Genomic DNA, 17,086 nt, shown 5'->3' with positions numbered 1-17,086 from the left:
ATTGCCGACACCTGAAGTCTGCTAAGCTAGCGCGTCGCCCGTGCGGGCTTGCCATGGATGCAGATGCAAATGATCGTGAAGGAGCGTTTGCTCGAGTTCCGCGACTACCTCGGCCTCAATACGCAAACACTTGAACCTCAACGGCTTGCCGGCGAAGTGCAAGTGCTGTGGGCGCGCATCTCCCCAGCGAAGATGCGCATAGCGATGCTGCTGGCGCCAGTGGGTATGGCGTGGGGGATGCAGTACCGCCTGCGGCAGCGCGCCGATGAAGTGGTCGATGCATTGCTCGGCGACGAGCAATTGGCGCAGACATTGCGGGGCAGCATTGAAGAAATGGGCTATCTGCCTGAGCGCCTCCCCAAGTCTCTTCTTCAATGCGAAGTTTTTTGGGGCAGAGAGGATGGAATGGAGCTCGCGCTGGGCGCCGAGGCGGATGACGTTCCGCATGCTTCATTCCGCGCGATTCTGTTGCCGGATGATGATATTGAGTTTTCTTCCTTCTTCGACCGGCTGCGCGCTTATATTGCGCAGCTTGGGAAGTTCTTCTTGCTGCCAATTCCGCCTGGCGTTGATTTCCAGCGTTGGCAGTACGAAGAGGATGTTCGCCTCTCGGAGCTGTTGTCGGGGCGTCCCGGTGGCTTGAAGCGGGGGCAGGGGACACAGGGCTGGCAGGGCGCTATCCGGCTGGCAGTCCAGTCGCTTGAGGCGAGCGAGGCGGAAACGTGGCTTACGCCTGCCTTCCTTGAGTATGAGCAGGTCAAGACAAACTACCCGATTCCCGAGAATGTCAGGCCGACCTGGCGTGCTTTGGTTTTCCTGGCTTTGCTGAAATTTATGCCTATCGGTGAGCAGTTGGAGCACAGGAAGGCCGTCACCATGCTGAAGCTCCAGTTGATCAGGAAATGGCTCTGGCCGCTCGGTCTTCGTCAACTTCAAAACGGCCAGCAGGCAAGCAGCTTCAGGAAAACGATGCTGGCAGGCGGCGAACCGTGCGCAGAAGCCGAAGCACTGGTCGCGGAGATTCTTACGGAAGGGCGCCGACGCTATCCGGTCCTGTTCGAGTAAATGGAAAAGTCGGCCTACCTTGAAAATTTGCGTGCGGGTTATTTGCAGACCGGCGCCATGTTTGCGCAGTTCGCGGAACCCGGAGCTGGCGGCGAAGAACGCTTGCGTGCGCAACTTGGGTACCTGGCCGCTTTGTCCGAGTCGATGCAGGGAGCCGACATCACCCGGCTATACGGACTGGAAGTGACAGACGAGCGGCCGTTGCCGCACGACGTGGCGCAATTTCTCGCGCAGTCAAGCGGTGCATACGATCTCGATTTTTCTTCCGCGCCACGTTTGCTCGAATTCCTCGCGGACCGCGGCCGCGTTCTCGCGCAGTTGGCCGGCCATCTGCAAATCATGCCCTCGTATGGCGATTTGCTGTGCTTCTTTTCGCAAACGGACAGCATCCCTTTCACGTGGTACGCGCGAGATGCTAGCCTGCTGTATTACACCAAGCCGACAAAAGGCATGGATCGACGCGCATCATCTGAACTGAAAAAATTCCTGAGGGCTCATCCGGGTGGATGCGTCCTGTCGATCACGATGGAATCGATGCGCAGCAACGTGATCATATTCCCCGGGGCGGAATCGGCAGAATACGTATGGCGTTCTTTGACCACCAGGGCATGTAACGATTTACTTTGAGTGGGCTGGAGGCTGCGGTCATTCTGCGAGTGTTCGATTGGTATGACGCGAGCCGCGAGGCGTTGGCACAAGCGGCACAGACCAATCCCCTGACGCCGCTGGCTTCCCTCGCATGAAAGCATTGAAAGCAAAGATCGCGGCGTGCGGAGCTGGTCGCGCCCGGACTGGAGCGGACTGCGCAAGTGGCTAACCATCAATTTGCCGACGCGCTCAGCACCGATTGGGCGCGAGTCGCGGAAAGCCTCTACCGCTTGCCGGTGAAGGAATAAGAAACCGGGATTGGGAAGCCCCATTACTTGAGGCTCCGCTGCGTGATTTTCCGTGACTTTTTCTGCGGGGCAATGGCAATATAATCATTCGAATTTGCCGCACTGCGGCTTCACGGTGAAGGTGATCCATGCATGTCCTGATCATATTGGGAATTGTTGTGCTGTTGGTCGTGCTGTTCTATAAGTCGACCAACCAGTATGTCCAGCCGGCCGCCTCGCAAGGCACGGCGCCGGCGCAGGCGATGGGTGGCAGCGTGCCGCCGGTGCAGATCGGCTGGGTCTCCAACGGCAAGCTGTTCGTGCAGGGCGGCTATGGCGCAGTGCAGGAAATTTCCAGCCCCTACGCGCAGCAGGCAATGGACCGCGCGGAGCGCAGCCGCGAAAAGAACGCATGGAAAAAGGACACCGCCTTTGGCGTTGCGGCGCAGGGCAACTATCGCGATTTCGAGCGCCACAGCGATCCGTTCCTGATCTCGTCGGCGCTGTTCGCCGGTGAGGGAAAGCTGCTGTACTTCCAGGCCGACCATGGCATGGGTGGCTTGTTTTCCTACGATATCGCCAGCGGGCATGAGGAGCGCTTGCTGCACCGTCAGCAATTGCAGCTCGATGACCTGTGCCTGTCGCCCTCCGGCGAGACGATTGTTTGCGCCTTGCGCGGGCGCGGTGGCGTCAGTCATATCGCGACCATGCGCAGCAATGGCGATGGCCTGCGCGAACTGACCGGCGGCGATACGATCGATTCCTCGCCTACGCCAGTGCCAGGCGACGAGTCCACCGTGATTTACCAATCCGCAGCGATTGGGCGCGACCAGCATGGCGGCTGGGCTGCGACGGGCCATGTGACGCTGCAGGAATTGAATACAGCGACTGGCCGCATTACGCCGGTGCTGGAAGATTCCCGCTATGACTTCCTGTCGCCGCGCGTGGCGCCGGACGGTGCATTGTTCTTCATTCGCCGGCCTTATGAACCGCAGCAGTACAACGCGGGGAACGTGGTGCTCGACACCCTGTTCTTCCCATTTCGCCTGCTGCGTGCCGTGTTCCATTACCTGAATTTCTTCTCGCTCATGTACTCGCGCAAGCCGCTGACCGGCGCAAGCGGCATGCCGATGCAGGCGGATATGAAGGACATCGTCCTGCAGGGCAAGCGCATCAATGCCGAACGCGCGCTGCGCAAGGAGGCCAGCATTGGCGGCATTCCTTCGCTGGTGCCATCGTCGTGGCAGCTGGTGCGGCGCATGCGCAGCGGCGGCGAATCCGTCGTGGCGAACAATGTGAGTTCGTTTGATATCACACCGAACGGCACCATCGTCTACAGCAATGGCCGCGGCCTGTTTGCGCTGGACGCGCAAGGTCGTTCTGCGCTGGTGTCGCAGGGCGACCTGGTGGGGGCGGTGTTGGTGCAGGACCGTGCTGCTGCATGAAAGACATCGAACCGAAGTTCCGCTGCGCTGCCTGCAACCGCGGGGTGCTGAACCGCAGTGTGGCGCGCTGCCTGTATTGCGGCGCAAATCTGCCGGAGGAGGTGAAGCTGGCGCCGGAGCTGATCGCGCAACGCGAGGCCGAACACGCACGCCGTGAAGAGATCCGGGCGCGCCTGGCGCTGCGGTCGCCCGTGCAGGCGGAATCTTCGCGAATCAATCCGCTGGACGTCATTGACGGTGTCGAGGCGGGAATCGATGTCATCGCCCTGCTCGGCGACGGAATCTCGGCCTTAGGTGACCTGCTGAGCTGAAAACGTGTTGCTTTGATAATGACGGCATGGCACGATAATGATCCCGCTACGCCAATCATTAAAGGAGCTGTCATGTCCCTGCGCATCAACGATACCGCACCAAATTTCAAGGCCCAGACTACCAAGGGCCCGATTGATTTCCATGAATGGATTGGCGACCAGTGGGCCGTCCTGTTCTCGCATCCGAAGGATTTCACGCCGGTGTGCACCACGGAGCTGGGTTACATGGCCAAGATCGAACCGGAATTCACCAAACGGAATACCAAAATCATTGGCTTGTCGATCGACCCAGTTGAAAACCACAGCAAATGGGCCAGCGACATTGAAGAAACCCAGGGCGCCAAAGTTAATTACCCGATGATTGGCGACACCGACCTGCAAGTGGCTAAGCTGTACAACATGCTGCCGGCCGAGGAGCCAGGCACTTCGGATGGCCGTACCGCCGCGACCAATGCGACCGTGCGTTCCGTGTTTATCGTTGGCCCGGACAAGAAGATCAAGCTGATGCTGACTTACCCGATGACCACCGGCCGAAACTTCGACGAAATCCTGCGCGTGCTGGATTCGATGCAGTTGACCGCCAAACACAAAGTGGCAACGCCGGTGAACTGGAAGGATGGGGAGGATGTGATCATCGCCGGTTCGGTGAGCGATGACGATGCCAAGAACCTGTTCCCTGGCGGCTGGAAGGCGCCTAAGCCTTATCTGCGTATCGTTAAGCAGCCTTCTTAAAACCCGGTAAACCAGGGTCTGGTTCGAGACCTTTGACTTTCGACGAAGATCAACGGCGCGCAACCGAAACCCCAGGCCGTTGCACAGACAGTGTCAGACCCTTGGGTCTGACACTGGTGTACCGGTTTTAAAGCGCATCAGCCCCCGGCGCCCCAAATAGCTGCTCCTTAAGATGGTGCAGTTGATCGCGCACCTGCGCCGCCTTCTCGAACTCCAGGTTCTTCGCATGATCGAGCATGAGTTTTTCGAGCCGTTTGATCTCCTTGCTGATCTGCTTTTCGCTCATGGACTCGTACTTCGCAGCCTCCTCGGCCACTTCAAGCTGCTCGCGCGCGGCAGCGCTGTAGACGCCATCGATCATGTCCTTGATGATCTTCTTCACGCCGCGCGGCACGATGCCCATCTTCTCGTTATGGGCAATCTGCTTGGCCCGGCGCCGCTCGGTTTCATCGATCGCGCGCTTCATCGAGTCGGTCATATTGTCGGCATAGAGCAGGGCGACGCCGTTCAGGTTACGCGCCGCACGGCCAATGGTCTGGATCAATGAACGCTCCGAACGCAGGAAGCCTTCCTTGTCAGCATCCAGGATCGCCACCAGCGACACCTCAGGCAAGTCCAGGCCCTCGCGCAGCAGGTTAATCCCCACCAGCACATCGAAGGTACCAATGCGCAGGTCGCGCAGGATTTCCACGCGTTCCACGGTATCCACGTCGCTGTGCAGGTAGCGCACCTTGATGCCATGGTCGCCCAGATACTCGGTGAGCTGCTCGGCCATGCGCTTGGTCAGCGTGGTGACCAGCACGCGCTCGTTCTTCTCGATGCGGTCGTTGATCTCGCCCAGCAGGTCGTCGACCTGGGTGCGGGCAGGGCGCACGATCACTTGCGGATCGACCAGGCCGGTAGGACGCACCACCTGTTCGACCACGGCGCCGGCGTTTTTCTTCTCGTATTCGGCCGGAGTGGCGGAAACGAAAATCGTCTGCCGCATCTTCGATTCGAATTCCTCGAATTTCAGAGGGCGGTTATCCAGCGCCGATGGCAGGCGGAAGCCGTAATCGACCAGGTTGGTCTTGCGCGAACGGTCGCCGTTGTACATGGCCGAAAGCTGGCCGACCAGCACGTGCGATTCGTCCAGGAACATCAGCGCATCGCGCGGCAGATAGTCGACCAGGGTTGGCGGAGGTTCGCCCGGCTTGGCGCCGGACAGGTGGCGCGAGTAGTTCTCAATGCCCTTGGTGAAACCAACTTCCGCCATCATTTCCAGGTCGAAGCGCGTGCGCTGTTCCAGGCGCTGTTCTTCAATCAGCTTGTTCTCGCGGCGGAAGAACTCCAGGCGTTCGCGCAATTCTTCCTTGATGGTCTCGATCGCGCGCAGCACGGTGGCGCGCGGCGTCACGTAATGCGAACCAGGGTAGACGGTGAAGCGCGGGATCTTCTGTTTGACCTTGCCGGTCAGCGGGTCGAAGAGCTGGATCGATTCCAGTTCGTCGTCGAACATCTCCAGGCGCACCGCCAGGTCGGCGTGTTCGGCCGGGAAGATGTCGATGGTGTCGCCGCGCACGCGGAAGGTGCCGCGGCCGAAGTCCATCTCATTGCGCGTGTACTGCATCTGGATCAGGCGCGCGATGATGTCGCGCTGCGACACCCGGTCCTTGGCGCGCAGCGTCAGGATCATCTGGTGGTATTCGTTCGGGTTACCGATACCGTAGATGGCCGACACGGTGGCCACGATTACCACGTCGCGCCGCTCCATCAGCGACTTGGTGCAGGACAGGCGCATCTGCTCGATGTGCTCATTGATCGACGAGTCCTTTTCAATGAACAGGTCACGCTGCGGCACGTAGGCTTCCGGCTGGTAGTAATCGTAGTACGACACGAAGTATTCGACCGCGTTCTCCGGGAAGAACTCACGGAATTCGGAATAGAGCTGTGCCGCCAGGGTCTTGTTCGGCGCGAACACGATGGCCGGGCGACCCTTGCGGGCAATCACGTTGGCCATGGTGTAGGTCTTGCCGGAGCCGGTCACGCCAAGCAGGGTCTGGAACGACAAACCGTCATCAATTCCCTCGCACAGCGCATCAATGGCGGTCGGCTGGTCCCCGGCGGGAGGGAAGGGCTGGTGCAGCCGAAAAGGCGAATCCGGGAAAGTGATAACTTCCGATGCCGGAGCACTGGTATTTTGGGAATCAGACATTAATGCAGACCTTTGATAGAATATGCGATTGTCGGCGGCCCTGACCGGATTTTGTTCGGGTGCCGGCTTGTTCTTGCATCTGCCCGCCCCGAAACGTTACCAATCTGACCATGACGAACTCTTCCGTTTTCAGCGCCATCGAGATGGCCCCGCGCGACCCGATCCTCGGCATCACCGAAGCCTTTAATGCGGACACTAACCCAGCGAAAATTAACCTGGGCGTAGGTGTCTATTATGACGACAATGGCAAAGTGCCGCTGCTGAAGTGCGTGGAAAAAGCGGAAGCAATCCTGATCGAGCAGCACGCCCCGCGCACCTACCTGCCAATCGAAGGCCTGGCAGCTTACGACAAGGCTGTGCAAGAGCTGGTATTTGGTGCCGACAGCGCCGTAATTCAAGAGAAACGTGCAGTGACCGTGCAGGCACTGGGCGGTACCGGCGCGCTGAAAATCGGCGCCGACTTCCTGAAGCGCTTCTCCCCGGATTCCGAGGTTTACATCAGCAACCCAAGCTGGGAAAACCACCGCGCGCTGTTCGAAAGCGCCGGTTTCAAAGTCAACAACTACGCTTACTACGACGAGGCCACCCACGGCGTGAACTTCGCCGCCATGCTGGCTGCCCTGAAGGCCATGCCACGCGGTTCCATCGTCGTGCTGCACGCCTGCTGCCACAACCCGACCGGCGCCGACCTGACCCAATCCCAGTGGGATGAGGTGATCGCCGCTGTCGTGGCAGGCGGCCTGGTGCCGTTCCTGGACATGGCGTACCAGGGCTTCGGCGCCGGCATCGCGGAAGATGGCGCCGTGGTGCGCCGCTTCGCCGCTACCGGCGTGGCGCTGCTGGTGTCGAACTCCTTCTCCAAGTCGTTCTCGCTGTACGGCGAGCGCGTGGGGGCCCTGAGCGTGGTGGCCGCTTCCGCGGAAGAGGCATCGCGCCTGCTGTCGCAACTGAAGCGCGTGGTGCGCACCAACTACTCCAACCCACCGGTCCACGGCGGCAAGGTCGTGGCAACCGCCCTGGCAACCCCGGAACTGCGCCAGATGTGGGAAGACGAGCTGGCCGGCATGCGCGTGCGCATCAAGGAAATGCGCGAAGCCTTCGTGCAGAAGCTGAAGGTCAAGGCCCCTGGCCACGATTTCGACTTCGTGCGTGAGCAAATTGGCATGTTCTCGTACTCTGGCCTGACCAAAGAGCAGGTCGGCAAGCTGCGCGAACAGTCGATCTACGCCGTGGATACCGGCCGTATCTGCGTTGCAGCGCTGAATTCGAAGAATATTGATGTGGTAGTTGACGCCATCGCCAAGGTACTTTAATATGCTGCTCTCTGATCGCAACGCGGTCAGAGAATGATCCCTGATAGCTCAGTCGGTAGAGCGACGGACTGTTAATCCGCAGGTCCCTGGTTCGAGTCCAGGTCGGGGAGCCAGAATTCAGAAAAGCCCAGCCTTAACCGGTTGGGCTTTTCGCATTTGGGGGAGGAAATTATGGAAAACAACGATCAGCGTTATATGGTTCAACAGAACAAAATCACGGAGCCAGGCAAGCCGCCAGTCTTCGCCAGGGTGATGCGCAGCAAAGAAGGTGTGTTCGAGGGTGTTTCATTCATCAAGAACAAGGACAAGGCGACGGTGATGACAATGGCCCAGGCGCAGGAAGCGATGGCCTGGGCTGCGAAGAAAAAGTCGGCCGCTCATGAATACGCGACCAAAATCATCTGCGTTGGACAATAAAACAGCTAAACGGTCAGTCTTGGCTGGCTAATCCCGCCTACAGTGCGCACCACCAATTGTTGTTTGCGGTAAAGTTGCGAGAAGAATAACCATTCATTCCCGCAATCGACATTGCCGTGACACGATGCTGATCAGTCCTCCATTCTTACCCGCCCGCGCTGCAGCGACCGCGGATCGCACTTTTGTAGAGAACGCGATGCCGGTAGCTGCGACAAATTGCCCGGGAACCACGATCCCGGAAGGCAGCTTCCCCATCAGCCTGAACCTCGGATGGCATGGCGGAACACATTTGCATGTTCCCACCGCCACGCCCGTCTTGCCGGTTCGCGCCATTGCCGATGGTGAGATTGTGTTCGCGCGCCGCCCGGCAGCGGTCAGCGCCGATGCGGCCCATGCCCAGAATTACAACCCGTATGGCGCAACGCCGGCGTGGACGGACAATGGCCTGGTCATCATCCGCCACGTCACCGATATAGGCGAGGGCGCCAACGCGATCGACATCACGTACTTCTCGCTCATTACCCACTTGTCTTCGCTCAGTGCGGCTTGTGGACGCGTGGCCGATGGGACGGCGACAGCAGCGCAAAGGCGTATTTCGCGCAAGGATGAAATTGGCGCGGCGGGCAGGGTATATGGCGTGGCCGATCACGTGCACATCGAGATCCTGTGCGACGATGACGCGCTGCGTAAGCTGGCCGGGCGCATTACCGGCGACCTTGCCGTAACGGAAAATGGACGGCACGACGCGGTCTATGGGGAGATCTATTACTACCTGCCTGCCGGTGCAGGGTTCTTCCAAAACGAACCTCCCGCAAACCGAACTACGCCAACCGGTGCTGCGGCATATACGTCGACTGATCCGCTGATTGTTGGCATACGCTACGCTGAAGGTGATGGCAACCGTCCTGGCGACGCTTACTTGACAACCTACCAGCCAACTGGCGCGACTGTAGGAAATGCCGCGATCAGGGTGGCCGATGCCGAATACGAATTGCTGATTCGGGCCACTGCCATCCACGACGCATTTCCTGCCACGGGCGCGCGGCCAACGGTGAGCGCGGTGTATGACTTGCTTCGCTTTGGCCGGACGATCGGCCCTGATGCGCTGACGCCCGCGACCACGCCGCATTGGCGCCAGGTCAATTATCCGGGCGGGACTGGCTGGGTAAACCTGAACGCGGAGAATGTCTTCAAGTTCAGCGACGCCGACTTTCCCCATTGGCGCGGCTGGAAGCTGATCGATGACGACACCGACGACAACAGCCAAAGCAATTCCGCGTTGCTGGTTGCTCGCATTGAAGATGCCGCAAATGCAGATGGCCGGCTGACGCGCGACGAACTGATTCGCCAGATGTCGCTGCCGGCGGTGCGTAAGGCGCTGTCGCGCACGGTTTGCAAATTCCCGAGCGAGTGGAATCGCGACACCATTGCTGCGCGTTGGGGCTGGCTGCAAACTGACCCGGACGTTGGCCTTTCCGCTGAAGACTGGGCGACTTTCCAGCAGCATGTCAGCGCACTGACTGTTCCAGCGGCGAGCTTGCCGGTGCCGCTGCGCGCCGCACATTGGCATTTCCACCCGCAGGAGTTCATCGCGCACATGCGCCAGTGCAGTTGGCTCAGCGAGGCCGAAATGGCGCTGACGCTGCCGAAACACATGTTCTACAACGCCGCCGGCAATCCCCGCACCGCGATTACGACCAACAATGCGACCTATACGCTGACGCGCCAGACTGCGACAACGCGCCTGGCGACGCACAGGATTCCATTGAATGTCTGTATTCGCCGCTACATCGGAAGCAGCCGGCAGCGCCTGGCGATCTTCCTGGCGCAAGTCACACTGGAGACCGCGCAATGGCGCAGCGGCGGCAATATGTGCCGCTTGATGCACGAGTGGTACTACGGGCAGTATTCGGCGGCCAATCCGGCCACGCAGTACTACACGGCGTTCTATGGCCGTGGGATCATGCAGCTCACCTGGGCCGGCAACTACAAGGATTATGGCGAATTCCGCGCCTTGCCGAATCATACCGGGGCCTATGAGGAGCGTCTTACCCCCGCTTCTCATCGCATTACCGCGACATCCCGCCATTACCTGTCCAATCCCAATGACGGTGGCACGCAAATCACCTGGAGCCCGCGCTACGACCCGGACTATATCGGGGAAAATCCGCACTCGGCCTGCGATTCCGGCGGCTACTACTGGGTGAACAAGCACTTCTCCGGGCACACCAATATCAACCGGGCCTGCGACGCGGTATTCACCACAGCTGTGGTCGGGCAGGTGAACCGCCTGGTCAACGGCGGCGGGAACGGCTATTACGAGCGGCAGGCATATGCCGCATACCTGATGCGTTACCTGACCGAAGACGTATCGGTGGACGCGACCCGCCAGATTACTTTGCCGGCGCCGAAGGCAGCAATTACAGTGAATTTTTCAAGGACATAAAATGCAAGGAATGATGAAGACAATCGCCGCCATGTTGGCAATCGCTGCTGCCGCCGACGCGGCAAATGCCTGCGCCCAGGCTGCGGAGCCAGGCCGCACGGAGTTCTCTCCCGCCAAGGGCGTGCAGGCGGTGTTGACGGTGAAGGGCCAGGAGGTGGAGCTCAATCTGGCCGGCGAGGGTGTGCAGGCGACTGAAACGATTGCGGTTGAAACCGAGAAGACATTGCGCGTGAAGGTTGAGGACTACAACTTCGACGGCTACAAGGACTTTTCCATTTCCCATACCGATGACGGCATGGGAACCTACGAGATTTCACAGGTCTACGTCTACTCGCCAAAGGAGAAGAAGTTCGTACCACTGGCACCGCGCTGCGGCGATGAGTTCATCAACCTGGCGGTCAACAAGTCCAAAAAGACGCTGACGAATTCCTATATCGTCGACAACAAATACAAGACCTGCCAAGCCAGGTACTGACTGCCGCTATTCGGCCTGGAGCTTTTTCAGAACAGCGGCGGCATTGGTGTTCGTGGGATCCAGCGCCAGCGCGCGCTGGTAGGCGATAAGGGCTTTGTCCTTGTCGCCAAGGCCCAGGTACAGCTCCCCCATGGAGTCATGCAGGTTGCCGTCTTGCGGGAAATGCACGGTTGCGCGTTGCAGGATTGAGATGCCGGTGCTTGGCTGTCCCGCTTCCGCATATTGGTAGGCGAGGCGATTCAGCCCATCCCCATTTTGCGGCTTGCCGCTTTGCGCCAGCATGGCGTCGAAGCGCGCCAATGCCGCATCGGCGCCGGCACGGCGAATTTCTGCTGAAAGCAAGTCATTCAATGTCGGCTTCGGCAGCGTAACCGGCTGCCCATACAGCGCATCGGTGAAATCGCGGCGCATCTGGTAAATCTCCGGGCCCTTGTTCCCATTGCCTTCGTTGAGGAAGATGACGACCAGTTTGCCGTCTTCCGGATAACGCGTGACCAGCGTGCGGAAGCCATTGCCGTTGCCGCCATGCTCGTGCACCAGGCGCGTCTTGCCGGCAATGGTGCGCGTTCCAATCAGCCAGCCGTAGCCGTAACCGAGGTCGCCCCACACATCGTCCTTGATGTAAGGGGTGAACATTTGGTGCTTCGACTCTGGCTTGAGCAGCGTGTTGCCGGCCAGTGCGCGATCCAGCTTGAAGAAGTCGCCGGTGGTGCTGGCCACTCCGCCGCCGGCGCCGATGTTGGGAATCCAGAGCGGATCGGCGGGGCGGTATTCCCCGAGAGCTCGCACATACCCGGAAGCCTTCCGGGGAATGATGCGGTCCGGCGCGTCATACGCGGTGCGCTGCATGCCGGCCGGGCGCAGGATCATGCTGTCCAGGGCTTCGCTGTAGCTCATGCCGGTTTGCTTTTCGATGACCCAGCCGAGCAGGGTGTAGCTGGAACTACTGTAGTGGCCCTGGCTGCCCGGTTCGAATTCAAGCGGGCGATTCATGATGGCGATGAAATCGGCCCTGGGTACTTTTTCGCCAAGGCGCCGAGCCCAGAAGCCCGGGTAGTTCGCGTAGTCGATGATGCCGGAAGTGTGGTTCAGCAGCTGGTGCAGCGTGACGCGGTTGCCAATCTCGGGGTTCAGTTCCGGCACGTATTTACCAATTGGGTCATCCAGCCGCAGCTTGCCTTGCTCGGCCAGTTGCATGATCAGCGTGGCGGTGAATTGCTTGGTCAGCGAAGCGACACGGAAGGCGGTGTCCGTCGTGTGCGGGACTAGCCATTCGCGGTTGGCAAGGCCAAAGGCGCGATGGTAAATCACCTTGCCGTGGTCGGCGACCAATACTGATCCATCCAATTGGCCTAGGGCGTGATAACGCGTGGCGAGACGGTCGATCTCTGCGGCGCGGTCGGCTTTGGCAGGGACGGCAGCTATCAGGAGCAGGGCGATCAGGAATTTTCTCATCCGGCAACAATATCATACTGCCAAGTGTATTTGCTTTTGAATATTGGTCCGACCAAAATAAATGCGGTAAGTCCGATTGTTGTATTTTGGTCTGGCCAATTGACGCTCAATTGAATTAAATGCATCCTGTGCGCTCCTCAAACCAGAAAGCAAAGGAGACAAGCGCATGAAAGTTAAACAGCTCAAGGTAGTCTTCCTGGCAGCCGCAGTCGCGGCCGCCACGTCTGCAGTTGCAGGACCGGTTGGCTATGGCGCCGCCACGACTGGCGGCGGCAGCAAGACGCCGGTCAATGTGGCCACGCTGGCCGATGCCCAGGCGAAGATCAACGCCTATACCGATAATTCGGGCCTGGTCCTGAGGTACACCGGCAAGTTCGATTACAACACCATCACCGACGTGTGCGCGCAGTGGCAAAAGCCGGCGCAAACGCTGGAAATCAAGAACAAGAGCAATATCACCATCCTCGGCGCCAGCGACTCGAGCGCCAACTTCGGCATCCATATTGCAGGCAATGCGCATAATGTGATTGTGCAGAACATGATGATTGGCCTGCTGCAGGGCGGGGAGGCGGCCGACTCGATCTCGATCGAGGGCATGTCCTCCGGCCAGCCAAGCAATGTCTGGATCGACCACAACACCATCTTCGCGTCTCTGACTTCCTGCCCTGGCGCGGGCGATGCGTCGTTCGATGGCGGCATCGACATGAAGAAGGGCGCGAACCACATCACGGTGTCGTACAACCACGTGTACAACTACCAGAAGGTCGCGCTGAACGGCTACAGCGACAGCGATACGGCCAATGCCAATGCCCGCACCACGTACCACAACAACCGCTTCGAGCACGTCAAATCGCGCCTGCCATTGCAGCGCTTCGGCATGACGCACATCTTCAACAACTATTTCAACGACGTGCAAACGTCCGGCATCAATGTGCGCATGGATGGCGTTTCGCTGATCGAAGCGAACTACTTCGAGAACGTGAAGAATCCGGTCACTTCACGTGACAGCAGCCGGATCGGTTACTGGGAGCTGCGCAACAACTATGTGGGCAGCGGCATCACCTGGGATACGCCGAGCGGCGCGGTCAATGCCACCAACTGGGGCAGCACCCAGTCGTATGGCCCGACCGGCTACTCCTACAGCCCGATCGCCGGGGTGGACGTGAAAGCCAAGGCGATTGCCACGGCAGGCGCGCGCACCAACCTGGCCCGGTAAATCAGGCGCCGCCGCACGGTGCGGCGGCATTTTTTTGCTTTTGGGGTGGAATCAGTTATTCTTCAAGTTATCCATTAGATTTAATCCGGAGCATTTGAGGAATGATTACAAAAGAAGAACGGGTGGTGTACGGCACCGAGGACCTGTTGACCACCCTGTGCTCGTCGGTCACGCGCGTGCTGAACGTGGCGTCGCAAAGCCGGATTACCTACTCGGCCATGGTGCAGCGCATTACCAAGGTCGGCCTGAAACCCGATATCGGCTGCTTCGTGTTGTTCGACGGCGGCTTTACCGGCTTGGTGGTGCTGAATTTCTCGGCCGAGGCGGCAATGGAGATCTACGAGCGCTACATGTTGAGCATGGGTATGCCGAAGTCCGAACTGGCCAGCTCCTTCACCTCGGACGAAGTGGCGAACATCATGGGCGAGCTGATGAACCAGATCGTCGGCGACTTTACCGGCAAGGTGCGCAGCGAGCTACATACCAACATCACCCAGAACCAGCCGAAAATGCTGGTGCTGAACAAGCAGGTGACGCTGAGCGTGGATACCCCGCTGGATCGACCGGAAATGCGCCGCGTGTCCTTCTTCACCGAGCGTAACAACATCTTCTACCTCGAGCTGGCAATCGACCGCACCGAGTTTATTAAACTGCATGATTTCGAGAAAACCGAAGCCGAGGACCCGGATACGCTGCTGGAGCGTGAGCAGGCTGCTCATAAGGCAGCTACCGCGCCGGCCCAGGCCATCTCGTCGGACGACGCCGATGAACTTTTGAAGTCCCTCGGCATGTGATCTAAAATAGGCTTTGCAAAAGCCTGAGTGGCAGTTATAATATTGCCTCTTTTCCCTGATAGCTCAGTCGGTAGAGCGACGGACTGTTAATCCGCAGGTCCCTGGTTCGAGTCCAGGTCGGGGAGCCAGAACATAGAAAAGCCCAGCCCTAATCGGCTGGGCTTTTTGCATTGCGGCACCAGCTTATTCAAATATTGTGGCTCGTGGTAGTCTTGTAGATACATTGTTTATCCTTTGATTCTTGATCATGCGCTCCGCTGAATCTACAATGTATCAACAGGAGGGCAACATGGAATTGTCAATTCAGAAATGGGGTAACAGCGCAGCGGTGCGTTTGCCTACCGAGTTACTGGGTCTACTCAAGGTGACTTTGGGGGATAAGCTCAGCGTAAAAGTGCAGCCTGATGGCGTGTTGCTGAAAGCTGCGCGTCCGTCATATTCATTGACTGATTTGGTCGCACAGTGCGATCTTACTGCGCCGGAACCTGCCGACATGGCGGCTTGGGCCAACATCAAGCCAGTGGGGCGTGAAGCGTGGTGAGTCGTAGTAAATTCGGGCGGGGCGATATTGTAGCGGTGAATCTCGATCCGACTGAAGGGCACGAACAGAGAGGCATGCGGCCAGCGCTGGTATTGTCTACTAGCGCATTCAATGCCTTTGGCGTGGTGCTGGTCGCACCAATCACGCAGGGAGGGGATTTTGCCCGATATGCAGGTTTTGCGGCATCGTTGAGTGGGGCGGGCACCAGGACACAGGGGGCAGCGTTGCTCAACCAGATTCGCATGCTTGACCTGGAGGCAAGGAAGGCTAAGCGGGTCGAGACTGTGCCGGAATTCGTTATCGAAGATGCGCTGGCGCGCTTGCGTGCAATTACTGATTGATCAATTCAGTTGAGGTAGTTCGAGGACCTCGCTGTCAACTTTCTCCAAAGAAGTCTCAGGCCGGCACAGACAGCTCATGGGCCGGAGCTGTCCCAGCTCGTGCCGCCGCTTCGTTTCGCCATTGCTTTCGTGACTTGCTCTTTGCTTGGAGATAACGTTATTCTTAAAATAACTATCTCAAATTTGGCCCGATTGGCCTCCACTCGCTTTCAGTAAATCCTTGAAAACATGCAGTTTTCTCAAGACCATTGCGGCCGTTCTCGGTGCACTTGCTACTGTGGCAGCCACTCCAGCAGGGGCTCAGACACCTACAACGCTCAGTGAGGAATTCAAGACAGGCAACTTGAAGCTGGAATACAGCGTTTTTGGAAAAGGTATCAGTGGAACGGAAGACCTGAAGCGGATGTATGACAACAAGAACTGGGAGGAGCTGGTGAAAGGCGTGGTCTCCAAGCGCTTCGTTGTCAACACATACTATTTCTATCTGGGGGCCGCCGCGGAAGGCTTGGGGTATCCGGTGGCTGCGCATAAATACTATGAGTTAGCAGCAAAGACTCCGGAAAAATGCACCGATTATCAAACCTGGACTGATAGTTGTGTCGGGTTTAAATTTCCCGACGAGGCAGTGGGAAGGATGGCTGGATTGGTCGGTGCGATGGGAGAAGAGAAAAGCTGGCTCCCTGGACAAGGCCCAATCGTCAATGAATTGGTGGGAATGTCACCGACAGCGATTGAAAATCTTCTCGAGCCAAAGCCTGGAAACTCCCCAGTACGCGACAAGTTTGAAACGGACGATGAATATAATGCGCGGATGGGAAAGATGGGGAAAGGCTTGTTCGCTGTAGCCCCATTGGATACGAAGGACAGCCACAATTGCCTGACAACGTATGATCACGCAGCGGGCGAATATAAAATTTCCAGGTGTCTTGCGCTAGTGGGGGGCTTGCCTTTGCGGCACCGAGCCTTCGAAGGCAGTCCTATCCGACTGGCAAACGCAATCACCAGTCGCGACATTAGGCGGGATATACGTGAGGACTATTACTATACGGGCAGCTATGTCTGGAACCAGTCAATAAAAGTGTCGCGTGACGAAGCCAAGGCCCTGGACGATGATCTGATGGTGGGTATCGTAGCGCAAGACTTCGGGGTGTTACGCAAGTGCCGTAGTTGTGACTCGGGCCGGGGTCCCAACTGGAAGGACGAGGCATTTGTAAGAGGCAGTCTCAACGATAGTTGGATGATTACGGTGAGGCCAATCAATGTTCAGAGGATTGTAGTTTATCGACGTTTGGATTCGAGAGTGCTATATAGTTTCTCGCCAAATAAATCATGATTTCAGAACTACGTTGAACCGATGTGCGGTTCGGGTCCAAGTCATCGAGCCCGAAAACAGAAAAGCCCAGCCTACCGCGGTTGGGCTTTTTTGCATTTTGCTTCAACCTGGCGCCACCTTTGAGTGACATTTC

The 17,086-nt window shown here is 58.3% G+C and carries 16 protein-coding genes and 2 tRNA genes; 16 read left to right on the top strand and 2 right to left on the bottom strand.

The window, feature by feature from the left end:
* Positions 1-63: 63 nt before the first annotated feature.
* The 5 genes from ASD58_RS02560 (at position 64) to ASD58_RS02540 (ending at position 4,428) form a co-directional block, all read left to right on the top strand.
* Positions 64-1,065, top strand: coding sequence for a hypothetical protein (locus ASD58_RS02560; RefSeq protein ID WP_156401120.1), 1,002 nt, complete (start codon positions 64-66; stop codon positions 1,063-1,065).
* Positions 1,066-1,692: a hypothetical protein gene (locus tag ASD58_RS02555; protein ID WP_057259510.1), complete on the top strand. Its 627-nt coding sequence runs from the start codon at positions 1,066-1,068 to the stop codon at positions 1,690-1,692.
* A 397-nt stretch (positions 1,693-2,089) separates the two neighbouring features.
* A complete protein-coding gene (locus ASD58_RS02550) occupies positions 2,090-3,385 on the top strand; it encodes a hypothetical protein (RefSeq protein ID WP_057259509.1) in 1,296 nt (431 codons plus the stop codon).
* Entirely contained in the window at positions 3,382-3,696 is a 315-nt protein-coding gene (locus ASD58_RS02545; RefSeq protein ID WP_057259508.1) for a hypothetical protein, read from the top strand. The genes ASD58_RS02550 and ASD58_RS02545 overlap by 4 nt, the downstream gene beginning before the upstream one ends.
* A 72-nt stretch (positions 3,697-3,768) precedes the next feature.
* Complete coding sequence (locus ASD58_RS02540) at positions 3,769-4,428, top strand: peroxiredoxin (RefSeq protein WP_057259507.1); 660 nt, start codon at positions 3,769-3,771, stop codon at positions 4,426-4,428.
* 127 nt (positions 4,429-4,555) lie between these two features.
* Here the strand turns inward: ASD58_RS02540 and uvrB are convergent, their stop codons facing one another.
* Positions 4,556-6,622, bottom strand: a complete 2,067-nt coding sequence (uvrB, locus tag ASD58_RS02535) for an excinuclease ABC subunit UvrB (RefSeq protein ID WP_057259506.1) — start codon at positions 6,620-6,622, stop codon at positions 4,556-4,558.
* A gap of 110 nt (positions 6,623-6,732) precedes the next feature.
* Here uvrB and ASD58_RS02530 point away from each other — a divergent pair, with 110 nt between their 5' ends.
* From ASD58_RS02530 to ASD58_RS02510, 5 genes are all read left to right on the top strand, one after another.
* Positions 6,733-7,935, top strand: a complete 1,203-nt coding sequence (locus ASD58_RS02530) for an amino acid aminotransferase (RefSeq protein WP_057259505.1) — start codon at positions 6,733-6,735, stop codon at positions 7,933-7,935.
* A gap of 37 nt (positions 7,936-7,972) precedes the next feature.
* A tRNA-Asn gene (locus ASD58_RS02525) sits at positions 7,973-8,048 on the top strand.
* A gap of 58 nt (positions 8,049-8,106) precedes the next feature.
* On the top strand, positions 8,107-8,352 hold the full coding sequence (locus tag ASD58_RS02520; protein ID WP_057259504.1) for a hypothetical protein: 246 nt from the start codon (positions 8,107-8,109) through the stop codon (positions 8,350-8,352).
* 289 nt (positions 8,353-8,641) lie between these two features.
* The gene (locus ASD58_RS02515) at positions 8,642-10,798 is read left to right on the top strand and encodes a hypothetical protein (RefSeq protein WP_156401119.1); all 2,157 of its coding nucleotides are present in this window, start codon (positions 8,642-8,644) and stop codon (positions 10,796-10,798) included.
* A gap of 10 nt (positions 10,799-10,808) precedes the next feature.
* Complete coding sequence (locus tag ASD58_RS02510; RefSeq protein WP_156401118.1) at positions 10,809-11,273, top strand: hypothetical protein; 465 nt, start codon at positions 10,809-10,811, stop codon at positions 11,271-11,273.
* A 6-nt stretch (positions 11,274-11,279) separates the two neighbouring features.
* Here the strand turns inward: ASD58_RS02510 and ASD58_RS02505 are convergent, their stop codons facing one another.
* On the bottom strand, positions 11,280-12,728 hold the full coding sequence (locus ASD58_RS02505) for a serine hydrolase (protein WP_057259501.1): 1,449 nt from the start codon (positions 12,726-12,728) through the stop codon (positions 11,280-11,282).
* 166 nt (positions 12,729-12,894) lie between these two features.
* Here ASD58_RS02505 and ASD58_RS02500 point away from each other — a divergent pair, with 166 nt between their 5' ends.
* The 6 genes from ASD58_RS02500 (at position 12,895) to ASD58_RS02475 (ending at position 16,953) form a co-directional block, all read left to right on the top strand.
* A complete protein-coding gene (locus tag ASD58_RS02500) occupies positions 12,895-13,944 on the top strand; it encodes a polysaccharide lyase family 1 protein (protein WP_057259500.1) in 1,050 nt (349 codons plus the stop codon).
* Between the two features lie 101 nt (positions 13,945-14,045).
* Positions 14,046-14,738, top strand: a complete 693-nt coding sequence (locus tag ASD58_RS02495; RefSeq protein WP_057259499.1) for a DUF3334 family protein — start codon at positions 14,046-14,048, stop codon at positions 14,736-14,738.
* 52 nt (positions 14,739-14,790) lie between these two features.
* Positions 14,791-14,866 (top strand) — tRNA-Asn (locus ASD58_RS02490).
* Positions 14,867-15,027: 161 nt separating this feature from the next.
* The gene (locus ASD58_RS02485) at positions 15,028-15,279 is read left to right on the top strand and encodes an AbrB/MazE/SpoVT family DNA-binding domain-containing protein (RefSeq protein ID WP_057259709.1); all 252 of its coding nucleotides are present in this window, start codon (positions 15,028-15,030) and stop codon (positions 15,277-15,279) included.
* Positions 15,273-15,620 (top strand): type II toxin-antitoxin system ChpB family toxin, encoded by a 348-nt coding sequence (locus ASD58_RS02480; protein WP_057259498.1) that lies wholly within the window; start codon positions 15,273-15,275, stop codon positions 15,618-15,620. Before ASD58_RS02485 ends, ASD58_RS02480 begins: the two co-directional genes overlap by 7 nt.
* 220 nt (positions 15,621-15,840) lie before the next feature.
* A complete protein-coding gene (locus ASD58_RS02475) occupies positions 15,841-16,953 on the top strand; it encodes a hypothetical protein (protein WP_156401117.1) in 1,113 nt (370 codons plus the stop codon).
* Positions 16,954-17,086: the final 133 nt, after the last annotated feature.

It is taken from the genome of Duganella sp. Root1480D1, from assembly GCF_001427305.1.
Lineage (GTDB): Bacteria > Pseudomonadota > Gammaproteobacteria > Burkholderiales > Burkholderiaceae_D > Rugamonas.
This window is presented reverse-complemented; position numbering and strand designations above follow the sequence as displayed.

Coding starts and splice junctions, on each gene's coding strand:
- ASD58_RS02560 (WP_156401120.1), top strand. CDS start 64: ATGCAAATGATCGTGAAGGAGCGTTTGCTCGAGTTCCGCGACTACCTC.
- ASD58_RS02555 (WP_057259510.1), top strand. CDS start 1,066: ATGGAAAAGTCGGCCTACCTTGAAAATTTGCGTGCGGGTTATTTGCAG.
- ASD58_RS02550 (WP_057259509.1), top strand. CDS start 2,090: ATGCATGTCCTGATCATATTGGGAATTGTTGTGCTGTTGGTCGTGCTG.
- ASD58_RS02545 (WP_057259508.1), top strand. CDS start 3,382: ATGAAAGACATCGAACCGAAGTTCCGCTGCGCTGCCTGCAACCGCGGG.
- ASD58_RS02540 (WP_057259507.1), top strand. CDS start 3,769: ATGTCCCTGCGCATCAACGATACCGCACCAAATTTCAAGGCCCAGACT.
- uvrB (WP_057259506.1), bottom strand. CDS start 6,622: ATGTCTGATTCCCAAAATACCAGTGCTCCGGCATCGGAAGTTATCACT.
- ASD58_RS02530 (WP_057259505.1), top strand. CDS start 6,733: ATGACGAACTCTTCCGTTTTCAGCGCCATCGAGATGGCCCCGCGCGAC.
- ASD58_RS02520 (WP_057259504.1), top strand. CDS start 8,107: ATGGAAAACAACGATCAGCGTTATATGGTTCAACAGAACAAAATCACG.
- ASD58_RS02510 (WP_156401118.1), top strand. CDS start 10,809: ATGATGAAGACAATCGCCGCCATGTTGGCAATCGCTGCTGCCGCCGAC.
- ASD58_RS02505 (WP_057259501.1), bottom strand. CDS start 12,728: ATGAGAAAATTCCTGATCGCCCTGCTCCTGATAGCTGCCGTCCCTGCC.
- ASD58_RS02500 (WP_057259500.1), top strand. CDS start 12,895: ATGAAAGTTAAACAGCTCAAGGTAGTCTTCCTGGCAGCCGCAGTCGCG.
- ASD58_RS02495 (WP_057259499.1), top strand. CDS start 14,046: ATGATTACAAAAGAAGAACGGGTGGTGTACGGCACCGAGGACCTGTTG.
- ASD58_RS02485 (WP_057259709.1), top strand. CDS start 15,028: ATGGAATTGTCAATTCAGAAATGGGGTAACAGCGCAGCGGTGCGTTTG.